Genomic DNA, 12,966 nt, shown 5'->3' with positions numbered 1-12,966 from the left:
TCATTTTCAATCGATTACATAAGAATTAACAGAGTATTGATTTTAAAGAATTAAATGATTAAAGAATTCACTGGCAGCCTTATCAAGATTTTCTGCCTATTTTAAGTTGAACGTAAATTTATTCTTATAGTCTCGATTCACACAGACCGTAGCCTTGCGCTGAGAAAGATTATACACCACCGACCACTGGGTATGGCTCGTAGGATTGCCCGGAGTTTCTGCCTGACTCACGCCATTGAGCAGATTCATGGCTCCTTCCTCAGACAACTGATTGTTGTTCTGCTTGATGACGAATTCCATCATATCATAGCGGGTCTTGCCGTGGTTCGAGAGCTTCGGACCTTTATCAGAACATGCCATGGTTTCAGATACATAGAAGTTGCTGGCATAGCGCTTTTCTATCACCTCGCGGGTGTTTGGTAAAATGTCAGGATATTTAAAATAAGTCTTGCCATCCTCACCCGTATATTCATCGTCTATGTAAATCTTGCTCTGATGCTCCTTGTCATACACGAATTCTACGATGGCATAACGGCCCGTGGCATCTGCCATGTAAAAATGATAGTTGCCGTCGTTATCCGGTATCCAGAGGTCATATCCGTCCAGAATCTTGAGAGCTTCATCCACAGTTCTGGCATGATCCAACATCATGCGCAAGGCAACGGTTGTAGTCAATTTCTTTCCCGTACTAGCCTGCTGGGTCGGTTTGCCGTCGAGATGGAGCACGGAAACGGCAAAGCCAGCCTCGTTCATACCGTCCATCAGGAGATATGGGAATGCCATGATATAGGATAGGTCTTGCGTCTTATTCTTCTCAAACTCAGCCTTGTTATATAGAATGTAATGCCAGAGATCCTGTCGGTAACCTATCCAGTAGGCATCCACCATACTGATGGATTTCAGTCCGCCTTCGGGTGCCGTGCGAACCAGGGCAGCTGCTATCGGTTCGTTATCATGGGAGTAATCAAAGTTGCGCCCCATCAGATAATCGCCCGTATCGGGTGTCGTCACGGCAAAGGCACTGCAGCCTGCATCCAGCTTAACCCTTGCCTTGAGCCAGGATGGCGTCTTGTCGCAGAGGGTTTTCAATACGGCACCAATCAGATGGGTGTTGTCGGTGAGATTGAATCCTGATATGGTAGGGAGTTTATAATCCTCCGTATAGTCAAGATAGAAGAATCTTCCGTCTTTCAAGTCCTGGATAGACCTTACCATCTCCAGTTTCTTGGCATCGGTCAGCAGACTGGCCGGTACGTCCTGATAGTGAGCCTGGTTGTATACTTCTTCAGGGTCATCATCGCTGCACGAAGACACCATAACCATGAAGAAGGTAAAGCAGAAAGTTAAGCATGCAAACATTAGCCACTGAATGCGCTTGCTGTTGAAAGTATTGTTTCTTTTCATAATTAGTGATATTTAAAAGATGAATGATTCATTTTATTTTTCGATGCAAAAGTAATGGAAAATAAGGTTCGATATGGGAAAAAATAACCTGAAAAATACTGATTTTTTAGGAAAACGGGAAAAAATAACCTCAAAAACCGTCAAAATCACAGATTTTTATTATCTTTGCACAATAATAAAGCAATGCCAAGCAAAGCAATGCAAGGTTATGCTAAGCAATTCATCTATCAATAATGAATATATCCCTACGGAGTATGAAAGCAAAGAACTCAATAAGAACCAAGTTACGCAGGTTGGAATTCTCCTTGCTGAAGAGGGAATCCAATTACCTCGATCGCCAGCGCCAGTGGCTTCTGGTATGTTTTGCCGTGATGCTTTATCTAGGCATCCTGTCTAATATCCTGGGGTTGTCGGGAGCCTTCGATCCATTTTTTACAGCATCTAACATCGTCTTTCTGGTAGTTGTGGTGTCCTCGTTCGCTGCCTATCTCTTGGGTAAGATAGGGGTGGTGAAAGGGATAACCTTCCTTGCAGTAGCAACCCAGGTTTTCATAGGCATGGATATTCTGTATAGTGCCTTCGTGCCTACATTGAAAGATAATACGATGGTAATTCTCATCAACATGCTCATTCTTGCCGGCAACATGTTTTTCTCGCTGGCAGCTTATCAGGCTCGTCTTACCCGCTGGCTGGTAGGCATAGCCTTGGGAGTTTATCTAGTCTGTGTGATAGTTACGGGCAATGAATCGCTGCGTAATTATTTCTTTATGATGCTGTTGATACTGCTGTTTATCAGTGTGCTGAGTCTGGGCATTGCCCGAAATGGCGAGTATCTGGTAAATGCCAATAAAATATTGCAGCGAGAAGAGAAGGAACTGCTCCAGGTGTTGAGAATCAACAAGAAGCAGATTAAGGCATACGTGGCATTGGCCAAGGAGCGGCATGATGTGAAGCAGACCGAGCATTTGCTGGATTTGCTGGGTGAGGCATCGCAGAAGAATGTGATAGATAATGTATTGCAGTATATTCAGACCCGGGAATTGAGCAAGCAGAATCTGGAGCGTGTTTTTCCGGAATTGAGTTCATCTGAAAGGGAAATCTGTTATCTCATCCTGCAGAATAAGAAGTTGAGTGAAATCGGTATCCTGCTCAATAAGACAGAATCCAATATCACCACCCAGCGTGGCAATATCCGAAAGAAGCTGGGGATGAATCCTTCTGATAATCTGCAGAAGGTATTGGAAAAGAGGATAAGGGAATGAAAGATTTTGCAGCAATAGATTTCGAAACGGCCAACCAGCAGCGTACAAGCGTCTGCTCGGTGGGCATTGTGATAGTGAGGGATGGTGAAATAGCAGACAGTTACTACAGCCTCATCAAGCCCGAACCGGAGTATTACTCTTATTGGAACACCCGGGTTCACGGGTTAACTCTTGAAGACACGATGAATGCGGATGTCTTCCCGAAAGTCTGGGCAGAGATAGCGCCCAAGATAGAGGGGCTGCCCCTGGTAGCCCACAACGCCCCCTTCGACGAAGGATGCCTGAAGGCCGTATTCCAGATGTATCAGATGGAATATCCCGGCTACGAATTCCATTGCACCTGCCGTGCTTCCCGAAGAAAGCTGGGCACTCTCCTCCCCAACCATCAGCTCCAGACCGTAGCCGCCTATTGCGGTTACGATCTTACCATGCACCACAATGCCCTGGCAGATGCCGAAGCCTGTGCCTGGATAGCAAGAGAGCTTCTATAAGCCAAATAGAGAAATTTGTGGTGTTTTTACCACAAATTTCTCGTATATTTGTAGGAAATTTACCACAAATTTCGTATATTTGCACCAAAAATGCTAAAAAGCATTCAAATAAATGAATTAATAACAGAAGAAATATGGAATTATTGAAGCAATTATCCGACAATCTCATCAAACGTACAGACACCCGATACGTAAGATATATGTATCATCAGATTCCATGGAAGAATCGGATGACAGCCCTTGTGGGACCTCGTGGCGTGGGTAAGACCACACTCCTCTTGCAGTACATCAAGCAGAATCTCAAGTTGAAGGACACCCTATATGTGAGTGCCGAATCCATCTATTTCGCCAATCATACACTCTTTGAAACTGCAATGAAGTTCAATCAACTTGGCGGCAAGCATTTCTTTATCGACGAAATACATAAATATAAAGGATGGGCAACGGAGCTGAAGATGATATACGATAATCTGCCCGACCTGCAAGTAGTGTTTACAGGATCATCAGTGCTTGACATCTATCAGGGAACCGCCGACTTAAGCCGTCGTGTCCTCGTCTATAAAATGCAAGGTCTGTCGTTTAGAGAATATATTGGCATGAAACTAGGAATCGACCTACCAGCCTACACATTGGAGCAAATCGTTAATCATGAGGTAGAGTTGCCGATAGAGATAGACCATCCCCTATCCCTCTTCAACGAATATCTGCGCCAGGGGTACTATCCTTTTTATGAAGACGAGGGCTATAAGATGCGCTTAAACCAGGTAGTAAGCATAACATTGGAAACCGACATTCCCCAATATGCCAACTACACAGTAACCATATCGAGGAAATTGAAGGAACTGATGCAGGTGATAGCAGACAGTGTGCCATTCAAGCCTAACATGAGCACCATCGCAACAATCATCAAGGCAGACCGCGGCTTGCTTCCCGACTACTTTGAACTTATGGAAAAGGCAGGTCTCATCGCCCAACTCCACGATTCACCAAAGGGAGTAAGAGGTCTGGGAAAGGTTGAAAAAGTATATCTCGACAATACAAACCTCTCTTTCGCCCTCACATCTGAAACTCCCGATATAGGAAATCAACGTGAGACCTTTTTCTTTAATCAGATGAGAGTGAACCATACCGTTTACAATTCTCCCATCTCTGATTTTCTGATAGACGGCAAGACCTTTGAGATAGGTGGCAAGAAGAAAGGTCAGAAGCAGATAACCGAGGCAGAAGAGGGATATATCGTAAAAGATGATATTGAAACCGGTTTCGGCAATATCATTCCTCTCTGGACATTCGGAATGAATTATTAGTCAACAGCAGGAGGCTACAGAAACTAAACAGCAGACAAATGCTGAACAAGAAATCACAAGAGAGTTCTGTAGAGATCAATTGAGTTCATTTTGCAGACGACATATTTAAGAAATTAATAGGGAAAGCGTAGAATCCTGCTGGCAGTGATGCCAGCAGGATTCTGCGCTTTTTGAAACAAAAACATACATATGGATTTCTAAAGAACAAGCCAAAAGTTTAAATCTATTAAACATTCCCGTTTTTTGTCATTAATGACACTTTTCGGGAATGACGATGATTATAAAAGTAGAGATCCTGCACCTTGTTATGGAGCATAGAAGCATAGAGAAGGCCACTTTTCCATTCTTCAGGAATTTGGTCTATTCCAAATTTAGCACCCAGGATAGCTCCTGCTACTGCTGCATTGGTATCCGCATCTCCGCCTGATAAAACAATCTTCAGGATACCCTCTTTGTACGAGGTTGCATGCCAATAAGCCCATAGGGCTGCCCCTAAAGTTCTTAGCGTATATCCCATACTCTTTTCATCATCCAGACACAAAGAATCCAGACCTTCATGATATGCCAAGTCAACAAATGGAACAATTCGTTCATCATATTGTTTGGCAATGCCAATCACCTCTTCATAATCCAATATCCTGTCTTCAAAGACAAGAGCATGTATGATAGAAGAAACGATAACGCAAGAGCCCACACAGCGTGGATCAAAATGAGTTAGCTTACAGATATTCTCAGCATTACTAGTCACATTTTCCTTCAGAAGCCCTACCACAGAAGTTCTCATAACAGCCCCATTAGCTGCAGCTTTTTTCTTTCCCATTTTCCAGATAATCTCTGCAGCCTTCTGTGGATTCGAAGTATAGTCGCCAAGAGCCATTACATTATAAGTATGCCGACCAATTCCCATGCCTCCGTTCATCATCCATTCTTTAAACCTTCTGGCAATATCAAGAATATCTACCTTTTGACAAGCCACAAAGGAATCTAAGATACACAGCATCATGTCGGTATCATCAGTCCAGTCGCCTCTTTGCCAACGACGACGATGATCATCCTGCACGATTTGAGAATAGTCCTCAATCCCATTAGGATAGAAACGATCCACCTCTTGCTTGGACATAAACTCAGTGCTCAGCCCCAAAGCATCTCCTACAGCTTGTCCAAAGATTGTGCCGAGGAATCTTTCTTTCATAGTTTCATTTTCCATATTTTTTCTATTCATACAACCAACCAATCGTAAAATCATCCATATCTAGCAATAGTGCTGTGCCGATTACACAGCTCCACTTTTTTAACGACAACACTTATTCCCTTTCATGCTCCTTCAGATACAAATTAAACTCATTAAGAATCTGACGAAGATTATCATCAAGCACATTATTATATACACAATAAGCCAGTTCTTTTGGCATTTCCATCCCTCTTGTAGCAACAGCTATTCCTCCAGCCATACACGCCATAGTATCTGCATCACCGCCAAGAGAGATGGCATTACGGATAGCCGAAGTATAACTATCAGCTTCTAGATATGAGATGATAGATTCAGGAACACTCGACTGACAACTAACCTTAAATCCATAATCGGGACGTATTTCTGCAAGAGTACGGTGAAGATTGTACCCTTCAAAATGAGCCTCAACGTAATCGCATATTTGCTTCTTGTCTTTTCCTTGACGAGCCAGGAAGATACAAGCAGCTATAGCCTGCGCCCCCTTTATCCCTTCAGGATGGTTATGAGTCACCTCTGCAGAAATCTTAGCAAGCTGTAAAGCCTCATCCAATGTCTTGGCATAAAAGCCACATGGACTTACTCGCATGGCAGAACCGTTGCCATAGCTGTTGTAAGGTTCCGTTTTCCTACTAATAATCCACCGCAAGAACTTCTTCCCATAGCCAACAAACATATACTTCCGTCCCAATTCTTTCATACACTCCACGAGCTTCTCATAAGTATGTTCAGGATCAATCGTCAGCCATTTTGCAACAGCCAAGGTCATAACCGTATCATCCGTAAAACGAGGCTCTTTGTATATATCGAAGTCCCCATGCTTTACTGGATGAAATTCATACGCAGCCCCGAAGCAATCGCCAGCGATAGCTCCAATGATACCAGTTGTAGGAAAGGGCAATTCTGCCCTCCCCTTTGTCTTGAGTTTCCCCATTTTACGTAAAAATGCACTGCATGAATCCGATAAACTCTTTAGTAACACCATGATTATTTTCCAAACAATGCTTTCAGAACCATCTTACCAATTTTTCTTTCCAATCCTGCCTTTGAGGTTGGAATACCTGTCTCACGAGCAAACTTCTGTTTTGCTTGCGTGATACCTAAAGCCCGATTTAAGGAGAATGACACCCCTGGTATTTTAAACTTAGACATATCTTTATAAATTTTAGAAATTGATAAAAAAGAGTTGCGCCTTCTATCTTAAAGAATAACGCAACTCCTTCTATTTTATTTTAGATTTTCTTTAGCAAACTCCAAATTTCACGAATCCAAAGCACAAGTGAAGAACCAACGATGATGATTACCCAATCCTCAAACTTCAAACCAGTTACATTGAAGAAATTCTGCAAACCAGGAATCTCAACCATAGCAATCTGGCCAACCAGGATGATAATTGCAATAATCAACAAGCCCTTGCATCCCTTGAAATGAAGCGCACTCTTACCTGTCTCAAATGCTCTTGCACAAAAGAGATAGAAGAAGTGAGTCATCACGAAGATGGTGAAGAATAAGGTCAACTCGTAAGGAGTAAGACCATCAGATGCACCTAACTGAACGTTGAGTAAGTCTGTTAACTGCGTAATTTTAGAATGCTCAAAGACATAAAGTAAAACAAGCAGCAACACAAAGAAGAATCCACCTACGCCCAAGATGTTCTGATACATCGCCTTATTCAGGATAAAGGCATTTCTATCTCTTGGCTTATCTTTCATCACGCTCTCTGATGGAGGCAAAGATGCCAATGCCATTGCAGCAAAAGTATCCATAATCAAGTTCACCCAAAGCATCTGAGTTACGGTAAGCGGACTTTCCTCGCCCATAAATGCGCCAAAAAGAACGATAAAGCAAGCAGCCACATTCACAGTCAACTGGAAGAGCAAGAAACGTTGGATATTCTGATAGAGCGAACGTCCCCACATCACCGCCTTGCCAATACTACTAAATGAGTTATCGATAATGGTAATATCAGATGCCTCCTTTGCTACAGAAGTACCATCACCCATAGACAAGCCAACATGAGCAGCCTTCAAAGCAGGGGCATCGTTGGTTCCGTCACCAGTAACAGCAACGACTTGGTTCTTTCTTTGCAAAGCCTCAACTAATCGTTTTTTATCCATAGGACGAGCACGAGAGATTATCTTCAAATCCAAGACTCTCTTATCCAACTCTCCATCAGAAAGAGCAGCAAACTCTGGACCAGTAATAATATTCTTATCACCATCCTTTGCTGTCCACAGACCAATTTGGCGACCGATTTCCTTAGCTGTACCAGGAGTATCACCAGTAACAATCTTCACATTGATACCGGCATTCATACATTCTGCAACGGCTGCAGGAACATCCAGTCGAACAGGGTCGCTGATAGCCACAACACCCATAAAGGTTAAATTATCAGCCACAACCTTACCATCCTTGAATACGTCGGCCTTACCATCAAACATTTGATAAGCGAAGCCGAGGGTACGCATAGCTTGGTTCTGATATTCAACCAACTGATTCTCAATATCGGTTTTAGAAACATTGTTCTCGATGTTCTTGCACAAGCCACTTACAATTTCAGGCGCACCCTTGACATAGAGAATTGTCTTGCCTTCAAACAATGAAGACTTAACAATTGTTGCCATATACTTACGCTCCGTAGAGAAAGGCAACTCCTCCAAAACCTCTGAAGACTCACGCAGATTCAGATAATCAACGCCAGCCTTCTTGAGCCAAAGAAGCAAAGCGCCCTCTGTAGGATTACCCAATACTTTTACAGCCTCAGCATCTGAATGATCCAAAGAAGCAGTTGAATTGACCGCGATACCTTCCTCTATCAACAGACTACCCTTATTATTACCCAACGTCTGAGCAGAAAGACCATAGAAATTGGTATCATGAACTTGCATCTGATTCTGTGTTAAAGTACCAGTCTTATCGGTACAGATAACTGTCGTAGCACCCATTGTCTCACAAGCATGCATTTTACGAACCAAGTTGTTGGTCTTCATCATTCGAGTCATACTATAAGCCAAACTCAGAGTAACAGCCATTGGCAAACCTTCTGGTACCGCTACAACCACAAGTGTTACTGCAATCATCAAGGTATCCAACGTATATGTAATCAACTTAGCTATTTGCTCACCCGGCATCAAAGTATCATGGAAATAAACTACCATACCCATCAATATCACAAAATAGCCAATGATTGATGGAACAACAGCTTTCCAACTCCAGTCATCAAACTTTTTTATAACCATCCAGAAGAAGATGCCTGTAGGAACCGCCAATGTCAAAACAATAGGACTCCAACCGAAGAACACCATCAGTTTGAGAACGATAATAAGCGCAGCGAAAATATAACTCAACTTGGTTATCAAGTCTGCTAAACCATCCAACTGCTCATTTAATGGAGTACGAACACTATCATCTATCTGGGCAGCCTCAAAGACTTTACCATTTTCCGTTTTGTCGCCAACTGCCAAAACTTTGAAAATACCATGACCTTCCATCACCTTTGTACCACGCATCACATGGTTAGAAGGGAATGTTGCATCCTTATCAAACTCCTGTTCATGAATTGTTTTATGGCAAATAGGCTCACCTGTCAAAGAAGACTCATCAACATTCAAGGTAATCGCCTCTAAAAGTTCACCATCAGCAGGAATCTCCTCACCTGTATTTAACACGACAATATCACCAACAACGACATCTTTCTTCTTGATAGAAGTTGTGTTTCCATTTCGGATTACCTCTACCATTTCGTCGTCATTAACTTGGTTGAGAACCGAGAACTGCTTATCAGCCTTTAACTCAAAGATAAAGGCGATACCAGTGGCAAGCAAAATAGCCACAAATATACCAACAGGTTCAAAGAAAGTCTCTGCACCTTCATGCAATCCCCAAAACTCATAGCAAGAAATGCCGATAGACAACACTCCGGCTATCAGCAAAATGATAATCAGAGGGTCGCCAAACTTCTCTAGGAATTGTTTCCATAGAGGTTCTTTCTCAGGTGGTGTCAAGATATTGGCACCATGTTTACTACGGCTTTCGAGCACTTGGGCATCGGTCAAGCCTGTGTAATGATGTTTTTGTTCCATAATATAATTGTATTTAATTGATTTTTTGTTTATGTACAATACGCTACACTTTTTCGTATTGTCTATTTCTCTCTTTCCCAATTTCCTCTAATCGCCAAGGAACACTTAAATCAAACTTTAGCTTTTGCCTTTTCTTCTAATCTCAGTCTATCATACTCCTCTTTAAAGCTACGTTGAACATCAAAAAAGCCAGTAAGCATTGCAACCATATAGTTTTCTATCTGAGGAATTTGAGGAATAAGCAAGCATTGCCGTTTTGTATGAACTGCAAACTTTTGACTCTTCTCGTCTATAGAATACATCAATGTCAAGTTTTGTCTAACATTGATAGTATTTATAGCTTTACGTACACGGCTCACCTCATCGAGGTCATCCAGGTCAACAGTTCCCCACCATGTATCCCAAATTGTTATCATGAGACCATCTTCCCAAGTTTCCACGCTAAAATTTTCTCCTTGATATGAGAAATGCATATTATACTCATTTTCATCATCAAACTGAACATCACAGTTTAACTTACGCAAGACTTCGGCACAAAGGTCTCGTGTACTTAAATTTTGATTTTCTTCCATATTATTATTGTTTAAAGGTAAAACTTCTGCGCTCACAGTTCCACTTGGCGCATTCATAATACGATCCATTTCTTGATCTGCCTTTTGCTGCTTTGCCTTATAATAGGAAAAGCAGAACAACGCTATTACTATTAAAATAAATGCTATCATAAATGCAAAATTATCTAATTTAAAAAGAAAGGCAATGCATATTAATATTACATAGCCCAATCTTTTTAGAAAATCACGACATGATTCATAATCCATATTTATATCACACTAAAACATTTCCGTTTCACTACTCAGTTCTGTATTAAAGTTACCATTACGCTGTGGTATTAGCTCATAGTTAAGACCTTGATAATCCAAAGTAACGGCATTATCTTTCGAGAAGGACTCTTTAGTAATAAAACCTCCTGTATAGCCACCAGCCATTTTCTTGTCTGGATTCCATCCTTTTCCTCCATAGAAGAACACTTGATAAGTTCCGTTTGGTACAGAGAATTGATAAGAGTCACCTCCCTGTATGTAAGCATTTCTTACAATTTTACCATTATGCTTAATGATAACTACAACATCGTTCTCATCACCTGCTGGTGTCTTAACCTTAATAGTCGATTCATTACCAGATAATCTTATATTTTTATAAGGACTATCTCCAGTTTGCAAACGATTATCTATGTAAGGACTATCTTCCTCTATTTGTGAAGAAACTTCGTTCTCATACGTTGGAGTTTGCGAACTAACATCAGAGCCATCGGAAAATGAAGTACTCACAGACGGCATAGACTCTGCATAGTTTTTTTCTATTGTATTGCCTCCCCAAAAGCATAATGCAGCAAATATACCACATATTATAGTTATCAAACACCCAACTCCACTTGCGGAACTTAATCCACAGAAAGCGACAAAAGCAAATATGACTCCTAAAATTCTCAAGAACCATATATAACCAGTTACTCCCCATAACAAGCCAATACCTGCAACTAAAGCGGCAATAATTACCAAAACAACCAAAAATGGTATTAGGCAACTATTCTTCTTTTCTTTCTTATCTAAATTTATAGCCATATCTATATTACTTTGTCCGAGAACTATATTTTACTCAACACTACCGAAACTTTTTAATATCTCTTGGGCACATAAACCTTATTGCCACGGCTATTCACATAATACTGTCCTCCACGGCTACCAGTCTGAACAGTATATCCAGAGCCATAGTTATAAGACTGTGTAGAATAGTCTCTAGCACGACTTCCTATTGTACCTGTATATGGATTGTGATTACCATATGTAGAGTAGTTATCGTGATTGGTACTATTGCGTTGAGTACGAGTATAACCATTTACATAAGTTCCATTACTACGAGTATAGCCACTAACTGTTGTCGTATTAGTGTTCACACCGTAAGAATACGTTACATTTCTACGACTATTGTAGTTATAAGACTGACCAAAAGATACAGTTGATGTTGCAATCATTGCAACCAATGCTACTATAAACTTTTTCATAATTATTACTTTTAATTTGTTGTTACTTTATTTTTCTGATGCAAAGGTATCTACATTTTTGATATTTTGCTCATTTTCTAAAACGTTACACCTTATTATCATCATCAATGAATATATTGATTGCAAGATTACATTTCAAATATATTAATTTGAATATTATTTTGCTTGCACTCTATTAAAAGCCATATTAAACTGAGCCATTTTTACTTTTTCAGCTCCTTTTATTGCCATTTCATAATCACATTCTTGGTCTCCCATTTTACTTGTGACAACGAAAAGCTCCAAACTCATCAACAACATAAAGAAAATGAGATAAAACGCTCCTGCGACCTTACGAGTCGTCACTATAGACACCATTGCCTCCAATTCCTCCAGAAATCCGACATTAGCCTGGCATTCCTTTCTCGTATCTTCCTCCACAGTCAGTCTTTTCTTGTTTAAATCCATCTCTTGCAAAACAATTTGCTTTATCTTTTCATTATTAGTAGAAACTACTGATTGTTTTGGATTTGCGACCTGATTGGTTGTCACAGATGGATTGTTTACCACCTTAATTTTTCCATTGACAACAAGTCTATCTTGACTGTTGGTCACTGATTTTTGAACAATCCAAGGATGAGCATTAATGTCTGCTTGCAATTCCGAATTGACTTTATCCAAGGAATCCTTTTCCTCTTGGAATGCCAGCAACTTACTATCGATGTTACTTACTCTCTTCTGCGTAAGAGTCTGTGTTTGGTGTTCTATCGTGGTAGCCATCTGCTTGTCTATATCTTTTCCAAACATTGTCTGGTCAAAGATTGTAGAGCCAACAATTGCCATAATAATAGCTATTACAAACCTGAAAGCAACTAACTTTTTTGTTGGGTGCAAGGCCAAGAGAATTTGGCGTTCGATCATAATCACGATGGTAATGAATACCAATGAAACTAAAATGCATCCCCAAACAGGAAGTCCAATATACCTTTGAGCGAAGCAAAAGCCTGTAATACTCCATACAATCATCAAGATGAGCAAAGCAGAGGTATATTTGCTTAACTGTGTTTTACTTGCCTCAGAGCACTGAGCCAAAACACTTGAACTCCAACCTGTCAATTTGCAACCAAATTTAATCCACCAGTTCATAAGAC

General features: G+C 40.9%; 12 protein-coding genes. 3 read left to right on the top strand and 9 right to left on the bottom strand.

Features of this window, described 5'->3' with window-relative positions; translation table 11 throughout:
- Positions 1–96 precede the first annotated feature (96 nt).
- Entirely contained in the window at positions 97–1,404 is a 1,308-nt protein-coding gene (locus DXD25_RS04765) for a carcinine hydrolase/isopenicillin-N N-acyltransferase family protein (protein ID WP_117662011.1), read from the bottom strand.
- Between the two features lie 254 nt (positions 1,405–1,658).
- On the opposite strand from DXD25_RS04765, the gene DXD25_RS04760 reads away from it, so the two are divergent.
- From DXD25_RS04760 to DXD25_RS04750, 3 genes are all read left to right on the top strand, one after another.
- Positions 1,659–2,666, top strand: coding sequence for a hypothetical protein (locus DXD25_RS04760; protein WP_147327849.1), 1,008 nt, complete (start codon positions 1,659–1,661; stop codon positions 2,664–2,666).
- The gene (locus tag DXD25_RS04755) at positions 2,663–3,157 is read left to right on the top strand and encodes a 3'-5' exonuclease (protein WP_117662009.1); all 495 of its coding nucleotides are present in this window, start codon (positions 2,663–2,665) and stop codon (positions 3,155–3,157) included. Before DXD25_RS04760 ends, DXD25_RS04755 begins: the two co-directional genes overlap by 4 nt.
- A 134-nt stretch (positions 3,158–3,291) precedes the next feature.
- Positions 3,292–4,464 (top strand): ATP-binding protein, encoded by a 1,173-nt coding sequence (locus tag DXD25_RS04750; RefSeq protein ID WP_117662008.1) that lies wholly within the window; start codon positions 3,292–3,294, stop codon positions 4,462–4,464.
- Positions 4,465–4,690: 226 nt separating this feature from the next.
- Here the strand turns inward: DXD25_RS04750 and DXD25_RS04745 are convergent, their stop codons facing one another.
- The 8 genes from DXD25_RS04745 to DXD25_RS04715 all read right to left on the bottom strand — a co-directional run bounded on the left by DXD25_RS04745 (position 4,691) and on the right by DXD25_RS04715 (position 12,961).
- Entirely contained in the window at positions 4,691–5,671 is a 981-nt protein-coding gene (locus DXD25_RS04745) for an ADP-ribosylglycohydrolase family protein (protein WP_187360432.1), read from the bottom strand.
- Between the two features lie 97 nt (positions 5,672–5,768).
- Positions 5,769–6,677 carry an ADP-ribosylglycohydrolase family protein gene (locus tag DXD25_RS04740; protein ID WP_233522188.1) on the bottom strand — a complete coding sequence of 303 codons (909 nt, stop codon included), beginning with the start codon at positions 6,675–6,677 and terminating at the stop codon, positions 5,769–5,771.
- Between the two features lie 2 nt (positions 6,678–6,679).
- Positions 6,680–6,844 (bottom strand): hypothetical protein, encoded by a 165-nt coding sequence (locus tag DXD25_RS16930; RefSeq protein ID WP_167639501.1) that lies wholly within the window; start codon positions 6,842–6,844, stop codon positions 6,680–6,682.
- An 80-nt stretch (positions 6,845–6,924) separates the two neighbouring features.
- The gene (locus tag DXD25_RS04735; protein WP_117662007.1) at positions 6,925–9,774 is read right to left on the bottom strand and encodes a cation-translocating P-type ATPase; all 2,850 of its coding nucleotides are present in this window, start codon (positions 9,772–9,774) and stop codon (positions 6,925–6,927) included.
- 110 nt (positions 9,775–9,884) lie between these two features.
- On the bottom strand, positions 9,885–10,592 hold the full coding sequence (locus tag DXD25_RS04730) for a hypothetical protein (protein WP_117662006.1): 708 nt from the start codon (positions 10,590–10,592) through the stop codon (positions 9,885–9,887).
- A 12-nt stretch (positions 10,593–10,604) separates the two neighbouring features.
- The gene (locus DXD25_RS04725) at positions 10,605–11,396 is read right to left on the bottom strand and encodes a hypothetical protein (protein WP_117662005.1); all 792 of its coding nucleotides are present in this window, start codon (positions 11,394–11,396) and stop codon (positions 10,605–10,607) included.
- Positions 11,397–11,449: 53 nt separating this feature from the next.
- The gene (locus DXD25_RS16925; protein ID WP_182384325.1) at positions 11,450–11,728 is read right to left on the bottom strand and encodes a hypothetical protein; all 279 of its coding nucleotides are present in this window, start codon (positions 11,726–11,728) and stop codon (positions 11,450–11,452) included.
- A 264-nt stretch (positions 11,729–11,992) separates the two neighbouring features.
- A complete protein-coding gene (locus DXD25_RS04715; RefSeq protein WP_117662004.1) occupies positions 11,993–12,961 on the bottom strand; it encodes a DUF4407 domain-containing protein in 969 nt (322 codons plus the stop codon).
- Positions 12,962–12,966 lie beyond the last annotated feature (5 nt).

Origin of the sequence: Prevotella sp. TF12-30, from assembly GCF_003436715.1 — a bacterium.
Taxonomy (GTDB): domain Bacteria; phylum Bacteroidota; class Bacteroidia; order Bacteroidales; family Bacteroidaceae; genus Prevotella; species Prevotella copri_A.
The sequence above is the reverse complement of the archived record's forward strand: the minus strand, read 5'-3'. Positions and strand labels throughout refer to the sequence as shown.

Coding starts and splice junctions, on each gene's coding strand:
- DXD25_RS04765 (WP_117662011.1), bottom strand. CDS start 1,404: ATGAAAAGAAACAATACTTTCAACAGCAAGCGCATTCAGTGGCTAATG.
- DXD25_RS04760 (WP_147327849.1), top strand. CDS start 1,659: ATGAAAGCAAAGAACTCAATAAGAACCAAGTTACGCAGGTTGGAATTC.
- DXD25_RS04755 (WP_117662009.1), top strand. CDS start 2,663: ATGAAAGATTTTGCAGCAATAGATTTCGAAACGGCCAACCAGCAGCGT.
- DXD25_RS04750 (WP_117662008.1), top strand. CDS start 3,292: ATGGAATTATTGAAGCAATTATCCGACAATCTCATCAAACGTACAGAC.
- DXD25_RS04745 (WP_187360432.1), bottom strand. CDS start 5,671: ATGGAAAATGAAACTATGAAAGAAAGATTCCTCGGCACAATCTTTGGA.
- DXD25_RS04740 (WP_233522188.1), bottom strand. CDS start 6,677: ATGGTGTTACTAAAGAGTTTATCGGATTCATGCAGTGCATTTTTACGT.
- DXD25_RS16930 (WP_167639501.1), bottom strand. CDS start 6,844: ATGTCTAAGTTTAAAATACCAGGGGTGTCATTCTCCTTAAATCGGGCT.
- DXD25_RS04735 (WP_117662007.1), bottom strand. CDS start 9,774: ATGGAACAAAAACATCATTACACAGGCTTGACCGATGCCCAAGTGCTC.
- DXD25_RS04730 (WP_117662006.1), bottom strand. CDS start 10,592: ATGGATTATGAATCATGTCGTGATTTTCTAAAAAGATTGGGCTATGTA.
- DXD25_RS04725 (WP_117662005.1), bottom strand. CDS start 11,396: ATGGCTATAAATTTAGATAAGAAAGAAAAGAAGAATAGTTGCCTAATA.
- DXD25_RS04715 (WP_117662004.1), bottom strand. CDS start 12,961: ATGAACTGGTGGATTAAATTTGGTTGCAAATTGACAGGTTGGAGTTCA.